Annotated in this window: 24 protein-coding genes and 2 pseudogenes; 13 read left to right on the top strand and 13 right to left on the bottom strand. The window is 66.5% G+C overall.

All coding sequences use genetic code 11. From position 1 onward, the window contains the following. The first annotated feature begins 44 nt into the window (after nucleotides 1-44). The 8 genes and pseudogenes from ILP92_RS01920 (at nucleotide 45) to ILP92_RS01880 (ending at nucleotide 11,053) form a co-directional block, all read left to right on the top strand. Nucleotides 45-2,264: an efflux RND transporter periplasmic adaptor subunit gene (locus tag ILP92_RS01920; protein ID WP_198914664.1), complete on the top strand. Its 2,220-nt coding sequence runs from the start codon at nucleotides 45-47 to the stop codon at nucleotides 2,262-2,264. Continuing rightward, nucleotides 2,261-5,452 (top strand): efflux RND transporter permease subunit, encoded by a 3,192-nt coding sequence (locus ILP92_RS01915; protein WP_198914663.1) that lies wholly within the window; start codon nucleotides 2,261-2,263, stop codon nucleotides 5,450-5,452. The genes ILP92_RS01920 and ILP92_RS01915 overlap by 4 nt, the downstream gene beginning before the upstream one ends. Nucleotides 5,453-5,493: 41 nt before the next feature. Further along, nucleotides 5,494-5,946 carry a copper-binding protein gene (locus ILP92_RS18340; RefSeq protein WP_235970983.1) on the top strand — a complete coding sequence of 151 codons (453 nt, stop codon included), beginning with the start codon at nucleotides 5,494-5,496 and terminating at the stop codon, nucleotides 5,944-5,946. 135 nt (nucleotides 5,947-6,081) lie between these two features. Further along, nucleotides 6,082-6,573, top strand: coding sequence for a hypothetical protein (locus ILP92_RS01905; RefSeq protein WP_198914662.1), 492 nt, complete (start codon nucleotides 6,082-6,084; stop codon nucleotides 6,571-6,573). Nucleotides 6,574-6,611: 38 nt separating this feature from the next. Further along, complete coding sequence (locus ILP92_RS01900) at nucleotides 6,612-7,184, top strand: c-type cytochrome (protein ID WP_198914661.1); 573 nt, start codon at nucleotides 6,612-6,614, stop codon at nucleotides 7,182-7,184. Between the two features lie 4 nt (nucleotides 7,185-7,188). Continuing rightward, on the top strand, nucleotides 7,189-8,076 hold the full coding sequence (locus tag ILP92_RS01895) for a c-type cytochrome (protein WP_198914660.1): 888 nt from the start codon (nucleotides 7,189-7,191) through the stop codon (nucleotides 8,074-8,076). 240 nt (nucleotides 8,077-8,316) lie between these two features. Further along, nucleotides 8,317-10,605 (top strand): annotated as a pseudogene (locus ILP92_RS18925) (heavy metal translocating P-type ATPase); the annotation flags it as partial. Nucleotides 10,606-10,642: 37 nt separating this feature from the next. After that, nucleotides 10,643-11,053: pseudogene (locus ILP92_RS01880) on the top strand (MerR family DNA-binding protein). A 117-nt stretch (nucleotides 11,054-11,170) separates the two neighbouring features. On the opposite strand, the gene ILP92_RS01875 reads toward ILP92_RS01880, so the two are convergent. The 12 genes from ILP92_RS01875 to ILP92_RS01820 all read right to left on the bottom strand — a co-directional run bounded on the left by ILP92_RS01875 (nucleotide 11,171) and on the right by ILP92_RS01820 (nucleotide 17,068). Continuing rightward, nucleotides 11,171-11,665 carry a proton-conducting transporter transmembrane domain-containing protein gene (locus ILP92_RS01875; RefSeq protein WP_198914659.1) on the bottom strand — a complete coding sequence of 165 codons (495 nt, stop codon included), beginning with the start codon at nucleotides 11,663-11,665 and terminating at the stop codon, nucleotides 11,171-11,173. Nucleotides 11,666-11,692: 27 nt separating this feature from the next. Continuing rightward, entirely contained in the window at nucleotides 11,693-12,106 is a 414-nt protein-coding gene (locus ILP92_RS01870) for a proton-conducting transporter transmembrane domain-containing protein (RefSeq protein WP_198914658.1), read from the bottom strand. Nucleotides 12,107-12,291: 185 nt separating this feature from the next. Next, nucleotides 12,292-12,447: a hypothetical protein gene (locus tag ILP92_RS01865; RefSeq protein WP_198914657.1), complete on the bottom strand. Its 156-nt coding sequence runs from the start codon at nucleotides 12,445-12,447 to the stop codon at nucleotides 12,292-12,294. A 78-nt stretch (nucleotides 12,448-12,525) separates the two neighbouring features. Then, nucleotides 12,526-13,353, bottom strand: coding sequence for a complex I subunit 4 family protein (locus ILP92_RS01860; protein WP_198914656.1), 828 nt, complete (start codon nucleotides 13,351-13,353; stop codon nucleotides 12,526-12,528). A gap of 1 nt (nucleotide 13,354) precedes the next feature. Next, nucleotides 13,355-13,591, bottom strand: coding sequence for a hypothetical protein (locus ILP92_RS01855; RefSeq protein ID WP_198914655.1), 237 nt, complete (start codon nucleotides 13,589-13,591; stop codon nucleotides 13,355-13,357). A gap of 9 nt (nucleotides 13,592-13,600) precedes the next feature. Continuing rightward, on the bottom strand, nucleotides 13,601-13,894 hold the full coding sequence (locus ILP92_RS01850; protein ID WP_198914654.1) for a hypothetical protein: 294 nt from the start codon (nucleotides 13,892-13,894) through the stop codon (nucleotides 13,601-13,603). A gap of 70 nt (nucleotides 13,895-13,964) precedes the next feature. After that, a complete protein-coding gene (locus tag ILP92_RS01845; protein WP_198914653.1) occupies nucleotides 13,965-14,102 on the bottom strand; it encodes a hypothetical protein in 138 nt (45 codons plus the stop codon). Beyond that, nucleotides 14,099-15,085, bottom strand: a complete 987-nt coding sequence (locus ILP92_RS01840) for a proton-conducting transporter transmembrane domain-containing protein (RefSeq protein ID WP_198914652.1) — start codon at nucleotides 15,083-15,085, stop codon at nucleotides 14,099-14,101. The genes ILP92_RS01845 and ILP92_RS01840 overlap by 4 nt, the downstream gene beginning before the upstream one ends. Before the next feature lie 15 nt (nucleotides 15,086-15,100). Beyond that, complete coding sequence (locus tag ILP92_RS01835) at nucleotides 15,101-15,280, bottom strand: hypothetical protein (RefSeq protein WP_198914651.1); 180 nt, start codon at nucleotides 15,278-15,280, stop codon at nucleotides 15,101-15,103. Continuing rightward, the gene (locus tag ILP92_RS01830) at nucleotides 15,277-15,774 is read right to left on the bottom strand and encodes an NADH-quinone oxidoreductase subunit NuoK (protein WP_368667820.1); all 498 of its coding nucleotides are present in this window, start codon (nucleotides 15,772-15,774) and stop codon (nucleotides 15,277-15,279) included. The genes ILP92_RS01835 and ILP92_RS01830 overlap by 4 nt, the downstream gene beginning before the upstream one ends. Nucleotides 15,775-15,863: 89 nt before the next feature. Beyond that, complete coding sequence (locus ILP92_RS01825; RefSeq protein WP_198914650.1) at nucleotides 15,864-16,307, bottom strand: hypothetical protein; 444 nt, start codon at nucleotides 16,305-16,307, stop codon at nucleotides 15,864-15,866. 422 nt (nucleotides 16,308-16,729) lie between these two features. Then, on the bottom strand, nucleotides 16,730-17,068 hold the full coding sequence (locus ILP92_RS01820) for an ArsR/SmtB family transcription factor (protein WP_198914649.1): 339 nt from the start codon (nucleotides 17,066-17,068) through the stop codon (nucleotides 16,730-16,732). A 185-nt stretch (nucleotides 17,069-17,253) separates the two neighbouring features. Between ILP92_RS01820 and ILP92_RS01815 the strand changes: the two genes are divergently transcribed. The 5 genes from ILP92_RS01815 (at nucleotide 17,254) to ILP92_RS01795 (ending at nucleotide 23,493) form a co-directional block, all read left to right on the top strand. Beyond that, complete coding sequence (locus tag ILP92_RS01815) at nucleotides 17,254-18,174, top strand: MBL fold metallo-hydrolase (RefSeq protein WP_198914648.1); 921 nt, start codon at nucleotides 17,254-17,256, stop codon at nucleotides 18,172-18,174. 106 nt (nucleotides 18,175-18,280) lie between these two features. Beyond that, a complete protein-coding gene (locus ILP92_RS01810; protein WP_198914647.1) occupies nucleotides 18,281-20,032 on the top strand; it encodes a SulP family inorganic anion transporter in 1,752 nt (583 codons plus the stop codon). Between the two features lie 183 nt (nucleotides 20,033-20,215). After that, nucleotides 20,216-20,677, top strand: coding sequence for a (2Fe-2S)-binding protein (locus ILP92_RS01805; protein WP_198914646.1), 462 nt, complete (start codon nucleotides 20,216-20,218; stop codon nucleotides 20,675-20,677). A 3-nt stretch (nucleotides 20,678-20,680) separates the two neighbouring features. After that, nucleotides 20,681-22,867, top strand: coding sequence for a xanthine dehydrogenase family protein molybdopterin-binding subunit (locus tag ILP92_RS01800; RefSeq protein WP_198914645.1), 2,187 nt, complete (start codon nucleotides 20,681-20,683; stop codon nucleotides 22,865-22,867). An 89-nt stretch (nucleotides 22,868-22,956) separates the two neighbouring features. Continuing rightward, nucleotides 22,957-23,493, top strand: coding sequence for an Isoquinoline 1-oxidoreductase subunit (locus ILP92_RS01795; RefSeq protein ID WP_438361541.1), 537 nt, complete (start codon nucleotides 22,957-22,959; stop codon nucleotides 23,491-23,493). Between the two features lie 22 nt (nucleotides 23,494-23,515). Here ILP92_RS01795 and ILP92_RS01790 read toward each other — a convergent pair whose 3' ends face one another. Next, nucleotides 23,516-24,940 (bottom strand): alkaline phosphatase D family protein, encoded by a 1,425-nt coding sequence (locus ILP92_RS01790; RefSeq protein WP_198914643.1) that lies wholly within the window; start codon nucleotides 24,938-24,940, stop codon nucleotides 23,516-23,518. Between the last annotated feature and the right edge of the window lie 74 nt (nucleotides 24,941-25,014).

Genomic DNA, 25,014 nt, shown 5'->3' with positions numbered 1-25,014 from the left:
AGGATGATTGATGCGGGCCCTGATGCGCCCGATCGGAGGTTGCGATGCGTGGACGCTACACAGCGCTGAGTCTGCTGGCCCTTGGGGCGGGACTCGCTGCCGGGATTTTCGGCGAAAGATACTATCTGAACACCCCCGTTTCGGATGCCGAAACCGGGCCCGAGATCCTGTACTGGGTCGCGCCCATGGATGCGAACTTCCGACGCGACGTGCCGGGCAAATCCCCCATGGGGATGGACCTGATCCCGGTCTATGCCGGTGACGAGCCGTCGGGGGATCCGGCAGAGGTCCAATTGTCCGCGGCCGAGATCAACGCCATCGGCGTGCGCACCGCGCTGGCCCGCATCGACCCGCTTTCCGAGCGGATCGAGACGGTGGGCTTCGTCGGCTACGACGAGCACCTGACCAGCCACGTTCACACGCGGGTGGAAGGCTGGATCGAAGAGCTGAGTGTCCGCGCCATCGGCGACCGCGTCGCGAAAGGCGATCTGCTGTTCGAGATGTTCTCGGCCGAAATCGGCTCGTCCAGCTTCGACCTGGTGCGGGCGATCGAGTCGGGGGAACGACGCATCATCGACCTGGCGCGGGGCAAGCTGCGCAGCCAGGGCGTGTCCGAGCAGCAGATCGACGAGATCGCCGAGACGGGCACGATCGCCCGGAACCTGCGGGTCTATGCGCCGCGCGATGGTGTCGTGATCTCGCTGGACGCCGCGGACGGGATGTTTCTGAAGCCCGACACGCGCGCCCTGTCCGTGACCGATCTTTCCAGCGTCTGGCTGATCGTGGACGTGTTCGAGCGCGACATGGCACGGCTGTCCGAGGATATGACCGCCATCGCCCGCTTCGAGCATCTGAACGGCCAGACCTTCGAGGGCCAGATCGAATACGTCTATCCCGAGCTCGATCCCGAAACCCGGACGCTGCCCGTCCGGTTGCGCTTTGACAATGCCGAAGGGCTGCTGAAGCCGAACATGTTCGGCAGCGTCGACCTGAGCCCGACCGAAACGCGCGAGGCGGTGACGGTCCCGAACGAGGCCGTCATCCGCACCGGCCGCGCCGAGCGCGTAATCCTGAAGACCGGCGAAGGCACGTTCAAGCCGCGGCTGATCGCCACCGGCCTGCGTGACACGTTCGGGGCAGGGGGGCGGACCGAGGTCGTCCAGGGCCTGGCCCCGGGCGAGGAAATCGTGGTGTCGGCCCAGTTCCTGATCGACAGCGAAAGCGCACTGTCCGCGGGCCTGATGCGCTTGGCACCGACCGATGCCGCCCCGGCTTCGGGCACCGGCACACTGGTCGCGCTGGACAGGACGGAACGCGTGGCGACGGTCAGGCACGACGCCCTTGCCAGCCTGGACTGGCCCGCCATGACCTCGCAATTCCCGGTGCGCGCCGACGTGGCGCTCGACCGGTTGTCCGAAGGGCAGGTCGTGGCGTTCAAGGTCGCCCGCGGGGCCGACGGGATGCTCGGCGTGATCGAGCTGGGCGCGGATGACGGCATCGCCGCCACGGGGACCGGCGTGGTCGAGGCCGTGACGCCGGACGGCAAGCTGGCCATGCGCCACGAGCCGATCCCGGAACTGGGCTGGCCCGCCATGGAGATGGATATGCCAGTCGCGGGCTTCGACCCGCAGACGGCCCCGGTCGGACAGACGGTGCAATTCGATCTGTCCAAGGGCGACGATGGCATGTTCGTCATCGTGGCGGTGCGGGCGGACGGGATGACCGACATGGCGACCGGTGACGCGATGCCCGCGCCCGAAGTCGGCACGCCACCGGCGACCGAGGATGCGGCACCTCCCATCGTGGTGTCCGGCCAGATCACCGCCGTGAACGCAGACGATCGCATGGCCACGATCAGCCACGGCCCCATCGCCGAGACGGGCATGCCCGGCATGACGATGGATTTCGCCCTGGCCGAAACGCTGGATGCGGGCAGCCTTGTCACCGATGCCGAGATGACGCTGACTTTCGCGCGGCCCGACGGGATGACGATGGTGCTGACCGCGGCCGAGGCGGCGACCCCGCCCATGAAGGTCGAGGGCACGATCAACAGCGTCGATGCCGAAGCCGGTCGGGCCAACATCACCCACGGTCCGATGACCGAAATCGGCATGCCGGGGATGACCATGGATTTCGCGATTTCCGATGAAATCCCGGCTGAGACCTTGCCGGTCGGCGAGAAGCGGACGCTGCTTATGGACCGCAACGCGGACTTTTCGCTGACCCTGGTGGGCATCGCGGCCGGTGCGGGGCTGACGCAATGATCGCCGCGATCATCCGGGCCTCCATCGCCAACCGGATTTTGGTCCTGGCCATGTCGATCATGCTGGCGCTGGCGGGCGTCTGGGCGATCCGGTCCACGCCCGTGGACGCGATCCCGGATCTGTCGGACGTGCAGGTCATCGTCAAGACCCCCTATCCCGGGCAAGCGCCGCAGGTGGTCGAAGACCAGGTCACGTATCCCATTGCCACCGCCATGCTCGCGGTGCCGGGTGCGACCGACGTGCGGGGCTTTTCGTTCTTCGGTGACAGCTACGTCTATGTGGTGTTCGAGGACGGCACCGACCTTTACTGGGCCCGGACCCGCGTTCTGGAATACCTGGGCCAGATCACCGCGAACCTTCCCGAAGGCGTTGCGCCGCAGCTGGGGCCGGACGCGACCGGCGTCGGCTGGATCTACCAATACGCCTTGATCGACCGGACCGGCGCCCACGATCTGGCGCAGCTGCGCACGCTGCAGGACTGGTTCCTGAAATACGAGCTGCAGACCGTCGAAGGCGTGTCCGAGGTCGCCACGATCGGCGGCATGGTCAAGCAGTACCAGGTCGTGGTCGATCCGAACAAGCTGCGCGCCTATGACATCCCGCTGGCCAGCATCCGCGCCGCCATCGAAGGGTCCAACCGCGAAACGGGCGGCAGCGTGATCGAGATGGGCGAGGCCGAGTACATGGTCCGCTCGACCGGATACGTGAACGAGCTCGAGGATCTGGCCGAAGCGCCGCTGATGGTGAACGCGCGTGGTGCTGCCATCACGCTGGGCGACGTGGCCGACATCCGGCTCGGCCCCGAAATGCGCCGCGGGGTCGGTGAATTCGACGGCGAAGGCGACGCCGTGGGCGGCGTGGTGATCCTGCGCTGGGGCGGCAACGCGCTGGCGACGATCAAGGCGGTCGAGGCGCGGATCGAAGAACTGCGTCCGAACCTGCCCGAAGGCGTCGAGCTGGTTACGACCTACAACCGCGCGGGCGTAATCGAACGGGCGACCGACAACCTGTCGGACAAGCTGACCGAGGAATTCCTGGTCGTCGTGCTGGTCTGCGGCGCGTTCCTTCTGCATCTCAGATCGTCGCTGGTCATCGTGCTGTCGCTTCCGCTTGGGATCTTTTCGGCCTTCATCATCATGAAGCTGCAGGGCGTGAACGCGAATATCATGTCGCTGGGGGGCATCGCCATCGCCATCGGCGCCATGGTGGACGCCGCGATCGTGATGATCGAAGCCATGCACAGGCGCATCGAGAAGGAACCGATCAACAAGACGAACCGCTGGCGGATCGTGTCGGAATGCTCGCAAGAGGTCGGACCCGCGCTGTTCTTTTCACTCGCCATCATCGCGGTCAGCTTCCTGCCGGTCTTCGTGCTGGAAAGCCAGGAAGGGCGCCTGTTTAAACCGCTGGCCTTCACCAAGACCTACGCCATGGCTGCCGCCGCGATCCTGTCGATCACCCTGGTGCCGGTGCTGATGGGTTATTTCGTGCGCGGGCGCATCCTTGCCGAGCACAAGAACCCGCTGAACCGCCTGGTCATATGGATCTATCGCCCGTTCCTGGATGCCGCCGTGGCGTGGCCCTGGGCCACGTCGGGGTTGGCCGTTCTGTTGGTCGTGTCCATGGCCTGGCCGATGCAGCGGATCGGGACCGAATTCATGCCCGAGCTGAACGAAGGCGATCTGCTTTACATGCCGTCGCTCTATCCCGGCGTGTCCATCGGCAAGGCGCGCGAGGTCCTGCAGCAGACCGACCGGCTGATCGCGACGGTGCCCGAGGTGCTGACCGTCCACGGCAAGCTGGGGCGTGCCGACACGGCCACCGACCCCGCACCCCTGACGATGATCGAAACCACAATTCAGCTGAAGCCCGAAGCCGACTGGCGGCCCGGCATGACCATGGAAGCCATCCGCAACGAATTGGACCGGGTGGTGCAGGTTCCCGGTGTGACGAACGTGTGGATCCAGCCGATCAAGAACAGGATCGACATGCTGGCGACGGGGATCAAGACCCCGGTGGGGGTGAAGATCTCGGGCGCGGATCTGTCCGTGATCGAAGAAATCGGGATCGCGGTCGAGCAGGCGGTGGGCGGCATCGACGGAACCGCCTCGGCCTACTCGGAGCGTCCCGTGGGCGGCCGCTTCATCGAGATCAACGTCGATCGCAAGGCCGCCGCGCGTTACATGATGAGCGTGCGCGAGATCCAGGACGTGGTCCAGACGGCCATCGGCGGGATGCAGGTCTCGGAAAGCGTCGAGGGGCTGGAGCGGTTTCCGATCAACCTGCGCTATCCGCAGGATTGGCGCGACAGTCCCGAAAAGCTGCGCGACCTGCCTGTCGTGACCCCGTCGGGTGCGCATATCCCGCTGGGCGCAATGGCCGAGATCTCGGTCGTGGACGGGCCGGGCATGATCCGATCGGAAAACGCGCGGCGCACGGGGTTCGTGTTCATCGACATCGCGGGCCGCGACCTGGGCGGCTATGTGGATGAAGCGCGCGCCGTGGTGGCAGATACCGTCACCCTGCCGCCGGGCTATTCGATCACCTGGTCCGGGCAGTACGAATACATCCAGCGGATGCAGGAGCGCCTGACGCTGGTCGCACCCGCCACGCTGCTGATCATCACGCTGATGCTGTTCATGGCGTTCAGCCGCGTGACCGAGGTGGCGATCATCCTGGCGGCGCTGCCGGTGGCGCTGGCGGGCGGCGTCTGGTTTATCTGGTATCTTGGCTTCGACATCTCGGTCGCCGTGCTGGTGGGGTTCATCGCGCTTGCGGGCGTCGCGGTCGAAACCGCGATCGTCATGCTGCTCTATCTGAACCTGGCCTGGGACAAGCGCCGCAAGCTGGCCGGGGCCGAGCGCCGCAGCCTGACCCCGATGGATATCGAAGAGGTCGTCTTCGAGGGCGCGCTTCTGCGCGTCCGGCCAAAGGTCATGACCGTGGCGACCATCTTCGCGGGCCTCATCCCGATCATGTATGGCCACGGCACCGGATCCGAGATCATGCAGCGCATCGCGGCCCCGATGGTGGGCGGCATGGCCACGGCCACGCTGCTGACCCTGCTGGTGATCCCGGCAACCTTCGTCATCTGGAAACGGATTGCCCTGAAGCGGGTCAACCGCGAACTGGCGAACTCCGCCCCCGATACCCCCGATTACGACCCCCCTGCGGTGCCCGGCGAATGATCGCCCGGCGCCATGCAGCGCATCCAAAACAGGAGAATACCATGCGCAAGACTATCCTCACCCTCGCCGCCCTCACGCTGGGCGCCCCGGTTGCCTTGGCCCAGATGTCCGACAGCCAGGGCATGGACCATTCGAACATGGCGACCGAGCAAAGCGACATGCCGATGGATCACGGCACCATGGCGACCGGACAGGCCGACATGCCGATGACCCACGACGGTGGCATGGACCACAGCGACATGGCCATGGACGAAATGATGATCGAAGGCGCGGTCCACACCAAAGCCAAGGTCAACAGCTTCGGCGAAGGCACTGTCAATGTCAGCCACGATCCGATCCCGGCGATCGGCTGGCCCGCCATGACCATGGACATGCCGCTGGCCGAAGACGCCCAGATGATGGGCAATGTCAATGTCGGCGACAACGTGGTGATGATGCTGGCGAAGGGCGAAGACGGCATCTATGCCGTTAAGGCCCTGATGCCGGAAGAATAAAGCCTGCTCCCCGCAGCAGGGAAGGTCTTTGCTGCGGGGCTTCGGCACGAGATTGGCATATCTTGAACCGGCGCAGGCCTGCATCGTTCAGGATCGGTGGACGGCATCTTTCGTTCTGAACCAGATGAACCATCCGTGATCGCCGCCGTCTTGACCTTTACGCTCGGGGCGGGTGTTCCCAAGGTGAACGCGGACGGATCTAGGGCTTGTTGCGCGGATATGACGTCATCTGACCTGCGGGGAATTCAGGAAGTGGCCGAGACGACGCTGAATGCAGGCAGATCGGTCCGTGCCGGAAACGCATACAGCTGCCTTCTTCATGTCTTGCTGGGCGTCGGGCTGGCGCTTTGCCTCTGGCTCGTGTCGTCGCCAGAGGCGTTGGCCCACGATCTTTCGGAACACCAGATCGGTCATGCGACACCGATCGCCGAAGCGGTCTCGGGCAAATCAACCGATGAAGACCACTGCCACGAGACGTCGGGATGCTCGGTCGTGAAGGCGGTCACCGACGAGACGTGCCCCCTGCTCCGAATGCCCGAAGGATCGGACCGGGTTTCCTGTGCCGCCCCCATGTTTGCCACCCGCAGCCTTGCGGACGAGCCGCCACCCCCGCGAATTCTGGTCTGAAAGATCCTCAACCCGTTGACCAAGATCAGGACAGACCCATGAAAATTCACACGATTCTGGCGGCTGCGACCGCCGCGGCCATCGCCACCACCGCCATCGCCCATGAAGGGGCGACCGGCATCGTTCTGGAGCGCATGAAAGCCATGAGCGCCATGCGCGAGGCGGTGAAGGAAATGACGCCGATGATGCGCGGACAGGTGCAATATGATGCCGACGCCGTGCGCGCGGCCGCCCAAACCATCGAGAGCCACGCCGGACAGGCCATGATCGAGCTGTTCCCCGAAGATGCCAGCCGCGAAAAATCCTATGCCAAGGATGCGCTTTGGCAGGACTTCGACCGGTTCGCAGACCTTGCCATGCAGCTCGAGACGCAAACGCGGGGCTTGGCACTGGCGGCCGCGAACGGTCTGGGCGGGGATCAGGGCGGATCGGGGGGCATGATGGGAACATCGTCGATGATGGGCCAGGACACGTCGGCGATGATGGGCGGCGCATCCGGCGATACGCTGTCCGCCGAGGCGCTGGCCGACATGCCCGCGGACGCCGTTTTCGAAAAGGTCAGCCAGACCTGCTCGGCCTGTCACACGCCCTATCGCACCAAGCCGGAATGAAGACATGCGTGTTCTGACACTTGTCTCCGCCGCGGCGGGGCTGGCCGCGCTTGGCCTGGTGGCGGTGATCGCCTGGCCGGTGGGCTCGGTGCCTGCGCCGATCGAATTGACCGGCGACAGCCAGCGCGGTGCCTATCTGGCGCGCGCGGGCGGCTGCATCGCCTGCCACACGAACTGGGACGAAGGCGGTCCGCCGCTGGCCGGGGGCGCGCCGCTGGAAACCAGGTTCGGCACTTTCCACCCGCCCAACCTGACCATGTCGGCCAGCGCGGGGATGGGGAACTGGACGATCACCCAGTTCGCCAGGGCGGTGCGGCAAGGGGTCTCGCCCGACGGGGCGTCCTATTATCCCACCTTTCCCTACGCGTTCTACGCGAACCTGACCGACCAGGATATCGCCGACCTCTGGGCTGCGTTTCAAACCGTTCCCGCGGTGGATACGCCCGCGCCGGACAACGAGGTGCCGTTTCCATTCGACCAGCGCTGGGGCCTGAAACTGTGGCGGGCCGCTTTCCTGCCCGCACCCCGGACCGAGCCGGTAGAGGGGAAATCCGACCCGTGGAACCAGGGCAGATGGCTGGTCGAGGGCGTGACCCATTGCGGGGCCTGTCACACGCCGCGCAATATCGCGGGCGCCCGCGTGATGGCGCAGAAGTTCACCGGCGCCGATGCCTTGCCGGGGCAGGACAAATCGCCCGCCATCACGCCGGACGCGCTGGCTGAAAACGGCTGGACCCGGGACGACCTGGCCTATGCGCTTCAATCCGGGATCATGCCCAACGGCGATACATTCGGCGGCGGGATGGGCGAAGTCGTGCGGCACGGTACGTCTTTCCTGACCGACGCCGACCGGCGCGCGATCGCAACTTACCTGCTGGACGAGGACGGGTGACGAGGTCGGCCCGAAGCGGATTTCGTTGCGCGTAGCCCTGGTTGCGCGGCTGAGTCCCCGGGGCGCGCTGCCGCGATACGGGGGGTTTCGTCTACTGGCCCGTCGCCTGCCGCGGAAATTTTCTGCCCCAGCCTTGACCTTCCAGTGGCGGGAACCCGCATTTGGCACTCATACGCCATCCGAGGAAGCCAAACGATGCTCGACGAAAGCCTCACGATCCACGCATCCAACCTGTCCTGAGCATCCTGCTTCGGCCGCGCCGAGCGGGCGATCCGTGCGGTTCCCGGCGTGCTCGGGGCGGATGTGAACCTTGCGACAGAAACCGCGCGCGTCACGCCGGGGGTTGCGGCGTTGTCCGACATCGTCGCGGCGCTGGACAGCGCGGGCTATCCGGCGGCGCAGCAGACGACCACCTTCGACATCGACGGCATGAATTGCGCATCCTGCACCGGTCGGGTGGAGCGGGCGCTGAAAGCCGTGCCCGGCGCGCTGGGCGCGCGGTTGAACCTGGCGACCGGGACGGCGCAGGTCGATTGGATGCAGGGCGCCGTAACGCCGACGCCCTGGCCCGCGTGGTGACCGATGCGGGCTATGCCGCCCGCCCGCACTCGGCCACGGCATCCATGACGGATAAAAGCGATGCCGACGGCCGGATCCTCGCCCGCCAGACTTTGATCGCGGCCGCGTTGACGCTGCCGGTCTTCCTGGTCGAGATGGGCGGTTATTTCATCCCCGGGGTCCGTGGCGCGATGGATGCCGCTATCGGCCAACAGCTGAACTGGGAGCTGCAATTCGGGCTGATCACGCCGGTCATTGCATGGCGGGGGCGGCGTTTCGTAACCAAGGGCGTTCCGGCACTGGCGAAGGGTGCACCCGACATGAATTCGCTGTCGGCCCTCGGGACATTGGCCGCGTGGGGGTATTCCGCGGTCGCGACCTTTGCGCCATCGGTTCTGCCCGCGGGGTCGGTCGCGGTGTATTACGAAGCGGCGGGCATCATCGTCAGGCTGATCCTGCTCGGTCGCTGGCTGGAAGCGCGCGCCAAGGGCCGCACGGGTGCCGCGATCCGGTCGCTGATCGGCCTGCAATCCGCCCGCGCACGGGTCCTTCGGGACGGCACCGAGCCCGAGATCCGCATAGCCGAAGTCATCGTGGACGACTTGGTGCGCGTGCGACCTGGCGAACGCGTCCCGGTGGATGGCAAGGTTATCGACGGCCGGTCCTTCGTGGATGAATCCATGCTGACCTGCGAGCCGGTGCCGGTGGAAAAGACCCCCGGCTCAACCGCGACCGGCGGCACGGTCGCTGGCACAAGCGCGCTGACGATCCGTGCCACCGCGTTGGGCGAGGCGACCGTGCTGGCGGGGATCGTGCGGATGGTGCAGGACGCACAGGGCGCGAAGCTGCCCATCCAGGGCGCGGTGGACCGGGTCGTGCGTAGGTTCGTGCCCGCGGTGCTGGGGATCGCGGCGCTGACCGTAATGGCGTGGCTGATCCTTGGTCCCGACCCGACGCTTTGTCTGGCGCTGGTGTCCGGCGTGTCGGTCCTGATCATGGCGTGCTCCTGCGCCATGGGCCTGGCCACGCCCACCAGCGTCATTGTCGGCACGGGGCGCGCGGCGGAACTGGGCGTGCTGTTCCGCAAGGGCGACGCGCTGCAACATCTGCAACAGGTGGTCACGGTGGTGTTCGACAAGACCGGCACGCTGACGGAAGGCCGCCCCGAGCTGACCGATCTGGTGCCGGCCTTTGGCTTCGACGCGGATGACGTGCTGGCCTTGGCAGCTGCGGTCGAGCGGTCGTCGGAACACCCCATCGCCAGCGCTGTCCTGCGCGGGGCCGGAATGCGCGGCCTGAAGATCGCAAACGTGGATGGGTTTGAAAGCGTCACCGGGCTGGGCGCGCGGGGCCGGGTGGATGCAAGGCACCTCCTGGTCGGTGCCGCGCGGCTGATGGCGCGGAACGGTGTCGACGCCAGCGAGCTCGAGCGCGCGGCCGCGGGGATCGAACGCGTGGAACGAACGCCGCATTTCGTGGCGTTGGACGGGGCGGGTTGCAGCCGTCATGGGCGTGGCCGATCCGGTGAAATCCGATGCGCGACAGGTGGTTGCCGTGTTGAAGGCGCGGGGCTTGCGGGTCGCCATGGTCTCGGGCGATGCGCGCGGCACGGCGGACGCGATCGCGGCGGATTTGGGCATCGCCATGGGCACCGGCACCGATGTGGCCATCAAATCGGCGGATGTGGTGCTGATGTCCGGCGATCCGTCCTGCGTGTTGAACGCGATCGAGGTCAGCCGCCGCACCATGCGCAACATCCGCCAGAACCTGTTCTGGGCGTTCGCATACAACACCGCGCTGGTGCCGGTGGCGGCGGGCATCCTGTGGCCGGTCACCGGAACGCTGCTGTCGCCGATGCTGGCAGCGGGCGCCATGGCGATGTCCAGCGTCTTCGTTCTGAGCAACGCGCTGCTGCTGCGCACCATGCTGGGCGCGACTGCGCAACCGTCGCACCCGCAACCCGCTGTCACCCCCCCCCCTGGCCGCCCCGGCCGAGTGAGAGAACGCCATGAGCATCGAAGAAGCCGCCGCCCGCTCGGGCCTGCCCGCGAAGACGATCCGCTATTACGAGGATATCGGCCTGATCAAGCCCATGCGCGGTCCCGATGGTTAACGCGCGTTCCGCGACAGCGACGCCCACAAGCTGGCATTCCTTGGACGCGCCCGCGTGCTAGGCTTCACGATCGAGGATTGCCGCACCCTGCTGCCCCTGTGGGAAGACGACAGCCGGGCAAGTGCCGATGTCAAATTCCTGGCGCGCGAACACTTGGCCGTCATCGCGGCCAAGATCGACCAATTGCAGCGCATGCACGAAACGCCGGGCGACCTGATCGGGAAATGCGCAGGCGACGCACGCCCCGACTGCCCGATCATCGACCAGTTCGCGGACGGTCCCGTGCCGGACCGGCGGGCTAAGTAAGGGGGAAACACCGACGCCCGGCCGTGCTACGACGCAGGGCGTCGCTTCGACCCTGACTATGGGTATCGTTCTACCGTTGGCGACAGCGGCGGCATCCTTGAAGGATCGGAAAAGTTGTCAAGGCAGCAGGGTCGGAGGGAGTGACGCCCAGAACGGCGAGCAGACCAGCGACACGGCCAGAAGGGCAGCGCCCGACAGCCACAGACAAGCCGTCGTCGATCCGCCCAGCGTGGCGACCGGCCCGAACGGCGCCGGGGCGAACACTGCCGGTCCGATCACCCGCAGGTAATAGAACAGCGACAGAACCGTGTTGGCCACGGCAACGATTGCCAGCCAGCCGAGCCCCCCCTTCAGGGTGGCGGTGAACAAGGCCAACTTGCACAGGAAACCCGCCAGCGGCGGCAGTCCGGCGAGGGACAGGAAGGCCACGGTCAGCAGCAGGACGGGCATCGGGCTGCGGGAAAAAAGCCCCGCGAAATCCGCTAGAGCGGTGCGTCCGCGCAGCTTGGCGATGGCGGCGAAGGCGACGACATTCGCGATGCCGCAAACGGCCATGAAGCCGATCAGCGCGGGCAGCGCTTCGGGCACGCGGCCCGCCACCGCGACGGCCATCAGGCCGCAGCCATTCTGGCTGACCGACTACCATCCCATCAGGCGGCGCACGTCGTCCTGCAAAAGCGCACACAGATTACCCAGCGTCATCGTCGCCGCCGCCACGATCGCGACCAGCAGCCGCACCGGCGCGATATCCTCGGGCACCAGTTTGACGAAACGGTAAAGCGCCACGGCCCCCACGATCTTCGGCACCACGGTCAGGAAGGCGGCGGAGGGAACGGGCGCGCCCTCGGCCAAGTCGAGTACCCAGGTATGGGCGGGCAGCGCGCCCAGCTTGAAGAATAGCCCCACCAGGACCAGTGCGCCCACCAGGAAATACTTCATCCCCGCCTCAAGCGAGATTTCCCAATCGCGGTGATAGGCGGCCAGAACGCAGCCGGTGACTGACGACAGCAGCATACCCATGACCAGCTGGATCAGGTCGCCCGCCCCCGCCATCACCATGGCCCCAAGGCAGAGAACAGCAACATCGCGTAGAACTCGCCGTGCCGACGGTCGGTGGCGAACCAGCGCGGCGCGATCCCCGCACAAAGCGCGGTTAGGCCAAGGATCAACAGGCGCGCCCAGGCGGTCGCCCCGTGCAGCGCGAAGGCGTTCGAAAAGGTGAAACGCCGCGCGTCGAATTACTGGATCGTAACTGACGCCGTCACAGCCAGCTCGGCGATGGCCAGTCCGCCGCAAAGCCCGTGCCGCCGCTTCGGTAGGACCATGGCCAGCAACAACGTGGCGACGGCGGTCAGCAGGACGCCAAGCTCCGGGGCCAGATCGCCAATGGGCATGTCAGCCCCCCGACGCGAAAACCGGGATCAGATTGGGCGCGTCGATCAGCGACAAGAGCCAAGTGGGCCAAAGTCCGATCAGGACCACAAGGGCCAGCAGCGCGCCGACCGCGCGAAGGTCTCGGGCATCATCTGCAGCGGGATGCGCACCAGGCCGTAGGTGCCCATCTTCAGCAGGACGCCGGCCAGGATGGCCGAAGCCGGTCCCGGTGCATCGACAGGCGCGAGGGGCAGCCAGGTGTGCATGGGAAACAGCGGCGTCTTGATCCCGAAGCCGATGAAGAACGCCAGGCACACCAGTCCCGGCACGGTGCCCGCGGCGGCCAGCGGCGGGCTGTCGATCATGGCGCGCATATCGAATGTCAGCGCGGGCATGTTCAGCGCCAGGACGATGATGCCGATCAGGATCAGCAACGATCCGGCCAGCGTATAGATGAAGAATTTCAGCGCCGCGTGTTGCGCCGCGCCGTGGTCCCAGCGACCGATCAGGAAGTACATGCCCACAAGGCTGAGATCGAAGAACACGTAGAACACGATCAGATCCAGCGTCACGAACAGCCCTATGGACACGCCCGCCAGAGACGCTATCCAGGCGTAATAGGCGCGAGCGCTGTGCAGTTGCATGGGCCAGGCGGTGGCAGCAACGAAGATCAGCCCGCTCATTAGCACCAGCGCCAGCGACATGCTTTCGACGCCCACGCGCCACGCGATTCCCAGCGTCGGGATCCAGGGCGTCTCGGACATAGCGCGGAAGCCTTCACCGCCGCCGAACCAGACCGTGACCAGCGCAAGGAAGGACAGCGCCGCCGCCCCCGTCGCAGTCCAGCGCGACGCGGCGACCCCCAGCGGCGCGACGGCCAGAACGAGGGATGCCAGCAGGGGGATGAGAACGGCGAATGTCAGCACATCAGGCTCCGAATATGAGCAGTCCCGGGACAGGCGCGAAGCCTGCCACCAGCAGGGTGTAGTAATGGTGGGCAAGCCCCGTTTGCAGGCGGCGCAGATCGGCCCCCGCCATACCCAGGACGCGGCCGGTGCCCGTGGGGACCAGGTCGGACAGCCGCTCGCCGCCGCGGGCCGTGAGCGCGGGCACAGCGCCCGTGGCCCGCACGGAGATACCGACGGCCCCGTGCCAGGCCCGCACGGCCCCATCCTACGCACGGTCGGCGGCGCCGGGCCCCAGACCGTCGATCACGTCGTCGTCCGCGCGCGCGAAGACGTCCGATATTTCCTGCGCCAGACGCGCCACGCCGCGCGGGATCAGGTCGATCACCCCATCATCGACGCAGGCCACGAAGCCGAACAGCCCGTGGACGGGGCGGATGAGCCCATGCTCGTAGGCCGCGCAAAGTCCCAACCAATCGCGTGTCGGCGCGTCTTGCGCGCTGCGCGACAGGCGCAGGTCGGCAAGGATGCCGAACGCCACGGAAACGAGCGATGCGATCATAAAAAGGGCGCGAGCCTTGGGGCAGGTCCGTCCCGATCCAGCCTGCCGCCGCTTCGTGAATGGTCGGCACTCAAAGGCCCGACAATACAAGCGTCACGGTGGCGAGCAGGCCAAGCGCCGCAAGCTCGCCGCCCGAGGCTCCACTATGCCGCGCCTCGCCCGTACCGAAGGCGGCGACCGGAAACCGGGTCGCGTAGGCCGCCGTCAATCCGCCCGCCGCGATCCCCGCAATGGCGACGAACGGGCCCACATGATCGAACGCGTGATCAGTTCTTCTTTGCTCCACCCGCCCGCCAGGGTCGGCAGTTCGGCCAGGGACAGCGCCGCGATCGCGGTCAGACCGGCAGCCAAGGGCAGCGTCCGCCCCAGGCTCATGTCGCGCAGATCGAAACTGCGGGCCATCGAATGGGCGATTCCGGCGGAAAAGATCAGCGCCGCCTTCATGGCCGCGTGGGCGATCAGGTGCAGGATCGAAAGGCCGGGATGGCCCGCGACGACGGTCGCGATCATCAGCCCCATCTGGGCCGAGGTCGATCCCGTCAGCAACTTCTTCGTATGGATCTGCTGCAAGGCCACCCAACCGGCTAGGATCGCCGTCAACAGTCCCACGGCAAAGGCGGCCGCGCCGAAGGCGGGGGCTTGAGACAGCTGCGGTTGCAGGTGCGCCAGCAGATAGACCCCGGCGGCCACCATGGTCGCCGAGTGCAACAGCGCCGAGACCGAGGTCAGGCCGTCAATCGCGTGGAAGAGCCACGGCGCGAACGGCACCTGACAAGCCTTCGACGCGCACGCGATCAGCAGGCCGAACGCGGCTAGGACAAGCGATCCGCCTTCGAGCGTGGCAAGCGCGTCGTAGCTCGTGTCGCCGGTGGCCGCGAAGGTCGCGAACAGCGCCAGGAACAGGCCCAGATCGCCCGCACGGGTGATGACGAAGGCGAAGTTTGCCGACGGGCCGGGCGCTTTTTCGCGCCACTTGTGGCCGATCAGCGCCCAGGAGCAGGCGCCGACGATTTCCCACCCGATCAGCAGGGTGATTAGGTCTGCGGCGATCACGATCAGCTCCATCCCGCCCACGAAGACCATCAAGATGCACAGCAGGCGCGGCAGGCCGCGGGCGTCTTCATGCGACACCGCGAAAATCACGACGGCCAGCGCGATGGCGGGCACCATGATCGCAACCGCCTGCGCCATGGGCGACAGGACGGCCTACAGGACGATGGTCTTGGACCAGCCGAAGCGGCCCGTCCCATCCGCCGACAGAACCGCAAGCGCCAGCGGCGCCAGGGTGGACGCAGCGCCCAGTGCGCCAAGACGCCTTCGCGATCCGCCAAGCGTCCAGGTGGCAAGGCCCGCCAACACGGGCATATATGCCAGCGCCCAGATCATCGGCTGAGGGTTCCGATACTCTCGGTCACGTCGGCCTGCCGCTTTCGGTAGATGGCGACGACCAGCGCGAAGCCCACCGCCATTTCTACCGCCATCACGGCCATGACGATGACCGCCAGGAATTGGCCTTCGGGCATGCCGCCCAGGCTGAGCGACCAGAAGCCGATGATCGCCAGCAGCCCCCCGTTCAACATCAGCTCGAGCCCCATCATCAGCATGACGAGGCTTTGCTGACTGAGCGCCTCGTAGACCCCGATGCCGATCAGCGCGGCGGCGGCGACAAGAACGATGGTCAGCGCCACGATCACGAACAGCGGCAGGCCCAGCGGCTGGCGGATCACGTTCCAGACCTCGCGCTGGCTGTCCACGATGGCGATCAGCGACAGGCTTTCGGCGGGCAGCGCGGCGGCCGACGCCAGATACCATGCGGGCGCCAGGTCGCGGTTCATCCGGTCGGGGGGTTCGGTCTCGATGGTCCGGCGGGACAGCGTCACGGCCATTCCCGCATGCGGCCGCGCAGAAGGGCCGGTTCAAGTCAATTCCGGGTTCTTCCGGTCCAGCCAGGCGGCGAACCAGGCACCGATCAGCAGGGTGCCGGGCACCGCGAGGGCAAGCGCGCGGTGGAGCGATCCACCTGCAAACCGTCCCGCAGGTTGGGGCCCTTCATCGCCATGGGGCGGCCGTAGGGGGTGCCGCCCATCATTTCCTTGCCGCCCTGTCCGTGCGGTCCGATGCCTTTCCATGTGTTGGGAGGCGCGTCGGGACTGCTGTCGTCTTCGTCCCGTTCGCCCGAACAGACGGCCTGGCACGCGTCCCGCAAAACGTCTGCGATGTCTGGCTGGTCTGTCCAGGTCACGGTCGACCGGGGCCGGGGAACCTGATCTTGGACGCGGCCCAACGCTTCGGCCGCGTCACCGGGGATGTCGCCCGCAACCAGCAGGATGCCCGCGTCGTGCGGTGTCTGCGCGCGGCGCAGATCCGGTCGTTCCAGAAGCCGCGCGACCGCCGCGAGGGATAGATCGGGCATCACTCCCATCGAAAGATTCCCTCGCGCCAGCTGTAGAGGATGCCGCCCGACAGGATCGACAGGAATATCCCCATCTCGGACATTGCCTAGATGCCTTCGGACACGAAGACGACGGACCAGGGATACGTGAACATCATCTCCGTCTCGAAGGCGATTAAGGCCAGCGTCATGGTGTAGGGGCAACGTGGTATCGCTGCCGGGCATGGATGTCAGGCGTGCCGCCGCCGAGAAATAGCATCGGCTGCGGCGAGGTGCTTGCGCCACCGGATTGCCGGGACGGAGCGCGCTTGCTTCTTGTAATTGGAGTCCAAGAAGAAACCGGGCCAAACCGTATCTGACGATGCACCTCGACCCGGGCGTCCGTGATGCTGGTCCTCCGCCTAGGGCAACATCGGAGCGGGATATCGCGCGGCGAGAGGTGCTCAGTCCGGAACGCAGTAGATCAGGTAAAGTGCCTCGATCATCTTCTGCACCCGGGGATCGGCGATCCGGTAGAAGATCGTCTGCCGATCGCGGCGCGTGGCGACCACGCCCGCGTCGCGCAATCGCGCCAGGTGCTGGCTGAGCGCCGATTGGCTCAGATCCACTTGCGACTGCAAGGCTCCGACGGATCGCTCGCCTTCCAGCAAGTGACACAGAACCATCAGCCTGTGGGGATTGGACAGCAGACCGAGCTGGGTCGCGACCTCTGACGCGCGCGCCTCCAGATCGGGCAGCGAGGGCCGGTTGTCTTTTATATTAGCATTGACTAATTTAGACATGACTCAGATATAATCCCTGCAACGATGAAGGCCAAGGCGAACCCACGCAGCCGAGCCGATTGAACCCGCAGCGATACCAAGATCCGCGCTGTGGTCCGATCCGTTCGGCGGGGTGCCCATCGCAACCGGTGCGATGAAGGCGGGGCTGGATCCTTCCTCGTTTCCTAAGCCAAAGGAGCCTGACCATGTCGAATGCGTCGAAACTGGACCAAGCCATCGTGCGTCATTCGCCGTCGACCGGCGCGCAAAGCCCCGACGTCTGGGGTATCTACGAGCCCGATACCGGTTCGATCCAGTATATCTGCGCCGATCCCGCGACCGGGAAGGCCGCGCTGATCGACGTCGTGCTGAATTTCGATCCGGCCAGCTTCGCCACCGGCACGCGTAGCATGGAGCAGGTGCTGGACGTGGTGAAGCAGCACGGCCTGTCGGTGGAATGGGTGCTCGACACCCATCCCCACGCGGATCACGCGATGGCGTCGGCGCGGCTGAAGGATCGCACCGGCGCGCCCAATGCCATCGGCGAAAAGGTCACCGAGATCGCCGGGTTGTGGCGCGGTATCTACAACACGCCCGATGCCTTCGATCCCGCCCGGGATTTCGACCACCTTTTTGCCGACGGCGACGTCTTCAAGCTGGGCGATCTGGACATGCGGGTGATGCTGTCGCCCGGCCATACGCTGGGGTCGATCACCTATATCTGTGGCGATGCGGCCTTCGTGCACGACACGTTCATGCAGCCCGACAGCGGCACGGCACGCGCGGATTTCCCCGGCGGAAGCGCCGAGGATCTGTGGAATTCGCTGCAAGCCATCCTGGAATTGCCCGGTGAAACGCGCCTGTTCGTCGGTCACGATTACGGTGCCGACGGCCGCGACCGGCCGGAATGGGAGTCGACGGTCAGTGACCAGAAGGCCCACAACATCCATGTGGGCGGTGACGCCGACAGGGCGGCCTTCATCGCAACGCGCGAACAGCGCGACGCGACCCTGGCGCTGCCCGACCGCATGCTGGCCGTGCTACAGATCAACCTGCGTGGCGGACGATTGCCCAAGGCGGAAAGTGACGGTGCGCATTACCTGAAGCTGCCGGTCGACAAATTCTGACGGACCCGGTTTTGGACACGGAATCTCAGGTCAGGACGATTCGGCGCGCCGGCGGGCGGGTGGCGCGCTGGACGGAAACGAAACTGTTCGTAGGGACATGACCGGAATGAAATTCGCGCTGCGATACCTGCCGATCCTGGATTGGGGGCGCCGCTATGACCGGGGCAAGCTGGGCGGCGACCTGGTCGCGGCCGTGATCGTGACGATCATGCTGGTGCCGCAATCGCTGGCCTACGCGCTGCTGGCGGGATTGCCGCCCGAGGCGGGCATCTATGCGTCGATCCTGCCCATCGTGCTTTACGCGATCTTCGGCACCTCGCGCACGCTGGCGGTCGGGCCGGTCGCCGTGGTGTCGCTGATGACGGCTGCGGCCATCGGCAAGCTGGGCGATCAGGGCATCGACCATGTCACGGCCGCGCTGACGCTGGCGTTTTTGTCGGGCGCGTTCCTGGTGATCCTGGGGCTGTTCCGGCTGGGCTTCCTGGCGAACTTCCTGTCGCATCCGGTCATCGCCGGGTTCATCACCGCCAGCGGCATCCTGATCGCCACCAGCCAGCTGAAGCACATCCTTGGGGTCAGCGCGTCGGGCGATACGCTGATCGAGATGCTGCACGGGCTTTGGATGTCCCTTGGCACGATCAACTGGATCACCCTCCTGCTGGGCGTGAGTGCCACCGCCTTTTTGTTCTGGGTGCGCAAGGGGCTGAAACCCCTTCTGCTGCGGACGGGCCTGGGCGGGACCTTGTCGGAAGTGGGGGCCAGGGCCGGTCCCGTCTTCGCCGTTCTGGCCACGACGCTGGCGGTCTGGGCCTTCGACCTTGCGGATCGTGGCGTCGATATCGTCGGGTCCGTGCCGCAGGCGCTGCCGCCCCTGACGCTGCCGTCGTTTCGGCCGGACGTGATGGTCGCGATGATCGGGCCCGCCGTCTTGATCTCGATCATCGGCTTCGTCGAGTCGATCTCGGTCGCCCAGACGCTCGCGGCCAAGCGCCGCCAGTATATCGACCCGGACCAAGAGCTGATCGGACTGGGGGCCGCCAACCTCGGCGCGTCCTTCACGGGTGGGTTTCCTGTCACCGGTGGCTTCGCGCGGTCCGTCGTGAACTTCGACGCCGGGGCCCGAACCCCCGCCGCGGGCGCCTTCACGGCGGTCGGGCTGGCCATCGCCGCGCTGATGCTGACGCCCTTGATCTATTACCTGCCCAAGGCGACGTTGGCGGCCACGATCATCGTCGCGGTCCTGAGCCTGGTTGATTTCTCGATCCTGAGACGCAGCTGGGCCTGTTCCAAGGCGGATTTCGCCGCCGTTTCGGCGACGATCCTGCTGACCCTGGCCCTTGGGGTCGAGGTCGGCGTGTCGGCGGGCGTCCTGATCTCGGTCCTGATCCATCTCTACAAGTCATCGCGCCCGCACATGGCGGTGGTGGGCCAGGTGCCCGGGACCGAACATTACCGCAACGTCGACCGCCACGATGTGGTGGTGCAGAAGGGGATCCTGTCGGTGCGGGTGGACGAAAGCCTGTATTTCGCCAATGCCCGCAACCTGGAGGACCGGATCTACGACATGATTTCCCGGCGCGATGACCTGGAACACGTGATCCTGATGTGCTCGGCCGTGAACGCGATCGACATGAGCGCGCTGGAAAGCCTCGAGGCGATCAACGCGCGGCTGAGGGACCGCGATATCAAGTTTCACCTCAGCGAGGTGAAGGGCCCTGTGATGGATCGGCTGAAGACGACCCACTTCCTGAACGATCTGACGGGTCGGGTGTTCCTGACACAGCACCGCGCCGTGCAGGCCCTGAGCGACGGCGCCAGCACCGAATTTTCGCCGTCTAGGGATGGGGTGTCCGTGTGAGCCGCGCCGACTGCCATCGAGCGGTCTTTCGCTTTGACCAACGGCCTTTGCCTCCGCCGGATCGCCGGGGCGTGGGCGAAATCCGTCTTAGATCGCTTTAAGCTCAATCGTGATGTGACAGCCCCGCCAGGCAAGCTATCTTGCCGGTCAGCCCCCATGACATAGCCACCCGGAGATCTTCCCATGCCCACTTCCTTCACCGTCAACGGCAAGGACGTCACCGTCGACGCCGACCCCGACACGCCGCTTCTGTGGGTCCTTCGGGACGAGCTGAAGCTGACCGGCACCAAGTTCGGCTGCGGCATCGCCCAGTGCGGCGCCTGCACCGTGCTGCTGGACGGGCAGACGCGCCGCTCTTGCGTCACGCCGCTGTCGACGCTGGAAGGCGCGCGGGTGGAAACCATCGAAGAGGTCACAGGCCCCGAAGCCGAAGCGGTCAAGGCCGCGTGGGTCGACATCAACGTGCCGCAATGCGGCTATTGCCAGTCCGGCCAGGTGATGAGCGCCACCGCGCTGTTGCAGGTGATTCCCAAGCCCACGGACGAAGAAATCGACAACGCCATGGCAGGCAATATCTGCCGCTGCGCCACATACGCCCGGATCCGCAAGGCGATCCGACAGGCCTCAGACAGTTTGGAGGCCTGAGCCATGTATCCCCACATTCTGAAACCCACCGCCGTTACCCCCACCCGCCGCGGCTTCCTAGCCGGGGCCACCGGTCTGGTCCTGGCCACCCATCTGCCGGGCAAGGCCCGCGCGCAGGCCGCCCGCATCGCCACCGGCGACGGGACCGAATTGCTGGCGCCCAACGCCTTCGTGCGGATCGCGCCCGACGACACGGTGACCGTCCTGGTCAAGCATATCGAGATCGGGCAGGGCGCGAATACCGGCCTGCCGATCCTGGTGGCCGAAGAGCTGGACGCCGACTGGTCGCAGATGCGCGCCGAAGCCGCGCCCGAGAACCTGGCGCTTTACAAGAACCTGTTCTTCGGCATCCAGGGCACGGGCGGATCCACTGGCCTTGCCAATTCCTACATGCAGATGCGTGAAGCCGGTGCCGCCGCGCGCGCCATGCTGGTGGATGCCGCCGGTCGGGTCTGGGGTGTTCCGACGTCGGAAATCACCGTGTCGAAAGGCGTGGTCAGCCATACGAAATCGGACCGCACGGCGCGCTTTGGCGAGCTGGCCGAAGAGGCGATGAAGGGCGAGGTGCCCGTGGGCGTCAAGCTGAAGGATCCCAAGGACTTCACCCTGATCGGCACAAGCGTCACCCGGCTTGATTCGGAAGAGAAGTCCAACGGCACGGCCACCTTTGCGCTGGATCTCTACCGCGACGGGATGAAGACCGTCGCCATGCTGCACCCGCCGCAATTCGGCGCCACGGTGGCGTCGGTGGACGATAGCGCCGCGCTTGAAGTCGCGGGCGTGCGCCAGGTGGCGCAGGTGCCCAGCGGCGTCGCGGTCATCGCCGACAACACCTTCGCCGCCCTGAAGGGCCGCGATGCGCTGAATGTCGAATGGGACAGCAGCGGCGCGGAAACGCGATCCTCGGACCAGATCGCTGCCGATTTCCTGCAGGCCGCCATCTTCGGCGCGGGCAAGGTCGTGGAAGACACCGGCGCGATCGACGACGCTTTCGCTGGCGCTGACCGGGTGATCGAGGCCGAGTACGTGTTCCCCTATCTCGCCCACGCGCCGATGGAGACGCTGGACGGCGTGATCGAGGTCAAGAACGGCGAAGTCGACGCGTGGATCGGGTGCCAGTTCCCGACCGCCGACAACCAGACCATCGCCGGTGTGCTGGGCCTGTCCCCTGAAAAGGTGCGCGTCCACACGATGTATGGCGGCGGCTCGTTCGGCCGACGCGCCACGCAGGCGTCGCATTTCGCGCAGGAATTGGCGAGCGTCGCCAAGGCCGGGGGCGACGGCGCGTACAAGGTCATGTGGACCCGCGAAAACGATATCCGCGGCGGCCACTACCGGCCCCTGACGGTGCACCGCCTGCGCGCCGGGCTCGATACCGACGGCAACATCACCGCCTGGGACAACGTGGTCGTCAACCAGTCGATCATGGCGGGCACCCCGATGGAAGCGATGGCCATGCGCGACGGGCTGGATCCCACGTCCTACGAGGGCGCGAACGATCTGCCCTACGTGCTGCCCGCCAAGCGCCTGACCTGGGTGCCGCAGCAAAGCCCGGTGTCGGTTCTGTGGTGGCGCTCGGTCGGGCACACCCACACCGCCCACGCGGTCGAGACGTTCTTGGACGAAGTGCTGGAAGCCACCGGCAAGGACGCCGTGCAGGGTCGGCTGGACATGATGAAGGGCGATCGCCCCCGCGACGCGGCCGTGCTGCAGCGCGTGGCCGAGATGGCGAACTGGTCCGGTCCGGGCACCGGCGACACGCGTTTGGGCGTGGCCGTGGTCCGCAGCTTCGGCAGCTACGTCGCCCAGATCGCCGAGGTCGAGGATCGGGACGGCATGCCGTTCGTCAGGAAGGTCTGGTGCGCCGTGGATTGCGGTGTCGCCGTGACGCCGGACGTCGTGAAGGCGCAGATGGAGGGCGGCATCGGCTATGGGCTGGGCCACGGGCTTTATTCCGCGATCACTCTCGGGGAAGGCGGCCGCGTGCAGGAAAGCAACTTCGACAGCTACCGCTCGCTTCGGATCAACGAGATGCCGCAGGTCGACGTGTCGATCATCGACAGCCAGGCCGAACCAAAGGGCGTGGGCGAGCCCGGTACTCCGCCCGTCCTGCCCGCCGTTGCGAATGCGTGGCGCGCACTCACCGGAAAAACCCAACACCAACTGCCCTTCCGGGCCAATATGTCCTGAAGGGGAAAGTACAGATGAAACTGGTGACATTGATCGCCCTGGGTGCGCTTTTCAGCGCGCCCGCCTTGGCGGAAAATCAAGTGCCCGCAATGGCGACCGAGCTTGCCCCGGTCGCCTCCTTCGACAGTATCGGGGACGATGCCGAACGCGCCGCCGCGCTCTTCACCGAGATGGCGAAAGTGCTTCAGCACCCGCGCTGCCTGAACTGCCACCCGGTCTCGGGCGGCCCGCTGCAGGGCGACGACATGCAGCCGCACCAGCCGACCGTGGTCCGCGCGCAGGGCATGGGCGCCGTCGGGATGGAGTGCTCGACCTGCCACGGCAATGAAAACGTGGCCTATGTGGGCGCCGAGGGATCGGTGCCGGGCCACGAGCCCTGGATGCTGGCGCCGGTGTCCATGGGATGGGTCGGGCTGTCGGTTCCCGAGATCTGCGCCCAGTTGAAGGACCCCGAGCGCAACGGCGGCCGCGACCTGGCCGAGATCCACGAGCACAATGCCGAGGACGGTCTGGTCGGCTGGGGTTGGCACCCGGGCGAGGGGCGCACACCCGCGCCCGGCTCGCAGGAACAGTTCGGCGCGTTGACCCAAGCCTGGATCGACGCGGGCGCGGGCTGCCCGTCCTGATCGGATAACTCCGGCGCCGCCGCTATAGCGCCAGCGGCGGCGTCAGCCCGGTCTTCTCCAGCGCCCACTGGGCGGTCCAGCTGCCCGAGCTGCGTTCGAGCATCAGGTAATTGCGCTGGGCACAATAGATGCCCGGTCGGCCCGGCAGGGACCGCAAGCGGATCGGGTGTTCGGGCAACGGCGCCTCGCCCAGCCGGGCCAGCGTGCCCAGCCCCCGGGCGAACAGCCGCGGCGGGGCGGGATGCGATATGCCCGATGCGACCAACTGGTGCAGCGGCCCCGCGCTGCAATCCATCGTCGCCCGCGTCGCCAGGTGGATTTCGCCCGACAGCACGGTGACGGGGGTATCCGGGTCGCCGTGGCGGTCCAGCAGCAGGCGCAGGAAGCGCTGCCATTCGCGGCGGTGCGCACGGCTTTGCCACTGGTCGCGCAGATCGTCTTCGTATTTCTCCATCCGGTTGGTCAGCTGCATGGCGCGCTCGATCAGCGACAGCCGCGGGCCCAGCGCGGGCACGCTGGACAGAAGGAACATGTGTCCCGAATTGGCCTTGCCGAAGACCGTCTCGAGATCTGTCCAGCACGCGTCGTCCATGACGCGATCGGGGCGACGGGTGCTGCGCAGGTCGGGTGCCACGAAGCTGACCCCCGGCAGGGCGACATGCCATGACAGGTGGCCATCGCCGGTCACGATATCGGGGCGCTCGTCCGGGGTACACGCCATCTGGAACATCAGGAAGGCGGCGCGGGCCGTGGAGAACAGGCAGCGCCCGATGCTCGAGTCGAGCACCTTCGCGGGCAGCGATCCCCACCCGTCGCAGATATCGTGGTCGTCCCACATGCACAGCGACGGGATGCGGGCCGCGACATCCGCGTAGCCCGGCTGCGCCGCCTGGGTCGCGTAGCGCAGGAAGAAGGCGTCGTGCAGGCTGCGCGCGAGCTCGGCCCGGGTTTCGGGATCCAGGCGTCGATCCGGGACATCCGGCCAATCGCGCGTCAGTGGGTGCGCGTGGGTCGCTTCGTCGGCGTAGATCTGGTCGCCGCCCTGCAACAGCAGATGGACCGGCGCGCGGGCATTGCGCTCGGCCAATTGCCGCCACATGCGGTTTCGGCTGGCCACGGGCCGCGCCAGGTCGCCATGCTCCTGCCCGTTGCACGAGGTGTAGGCGACGCTCAGATCGCCCGAAAAGTCGGTGGTCACCGCGTAGCGCCGTCCGTCGAACGTGTAGCCCGCATCGCGGCCGACGGGCAGCTCGAACGTATAGCGCCACAGGGTCGCGCCCGCACCGTCCCCGATCGGCGTCGCCTCGTGCGCACCGTCGGGCGTGTGCAGCGGGGGCGGTGTCTGGCCGTGTCGCCGCACGATGACCGCGGCCAGCCGGACGCGGTCTTCCAGAAGGCCGCGAAAGTGCAGCATCGGAAGCGTATCTGGGGCAATACCGTCGATCATGCGGTGTCACCTAAGCTGGCACCGCCCGCCTGCAAGGGCCCGCTTGAACGGCCCGCAACTTGGTATACCATCGC

It is taken from the genome of Palleronia pontilimi (assembly GCF_016412875.1).
In the GTDB taxonomy this organism is placed as follows: domain Bacteria; phylum Pseudomonadota; class Alphaproteobacteria; order Rhodobacterales; family Rhodobacteraceae; genus Palleronia; species Palleronia pontilimi.
The sequence above is the reverse complement of the archived record's forward strand: the minus strand, read 5'-3'. Positions and strand labels throughout refer to the sequence as shown.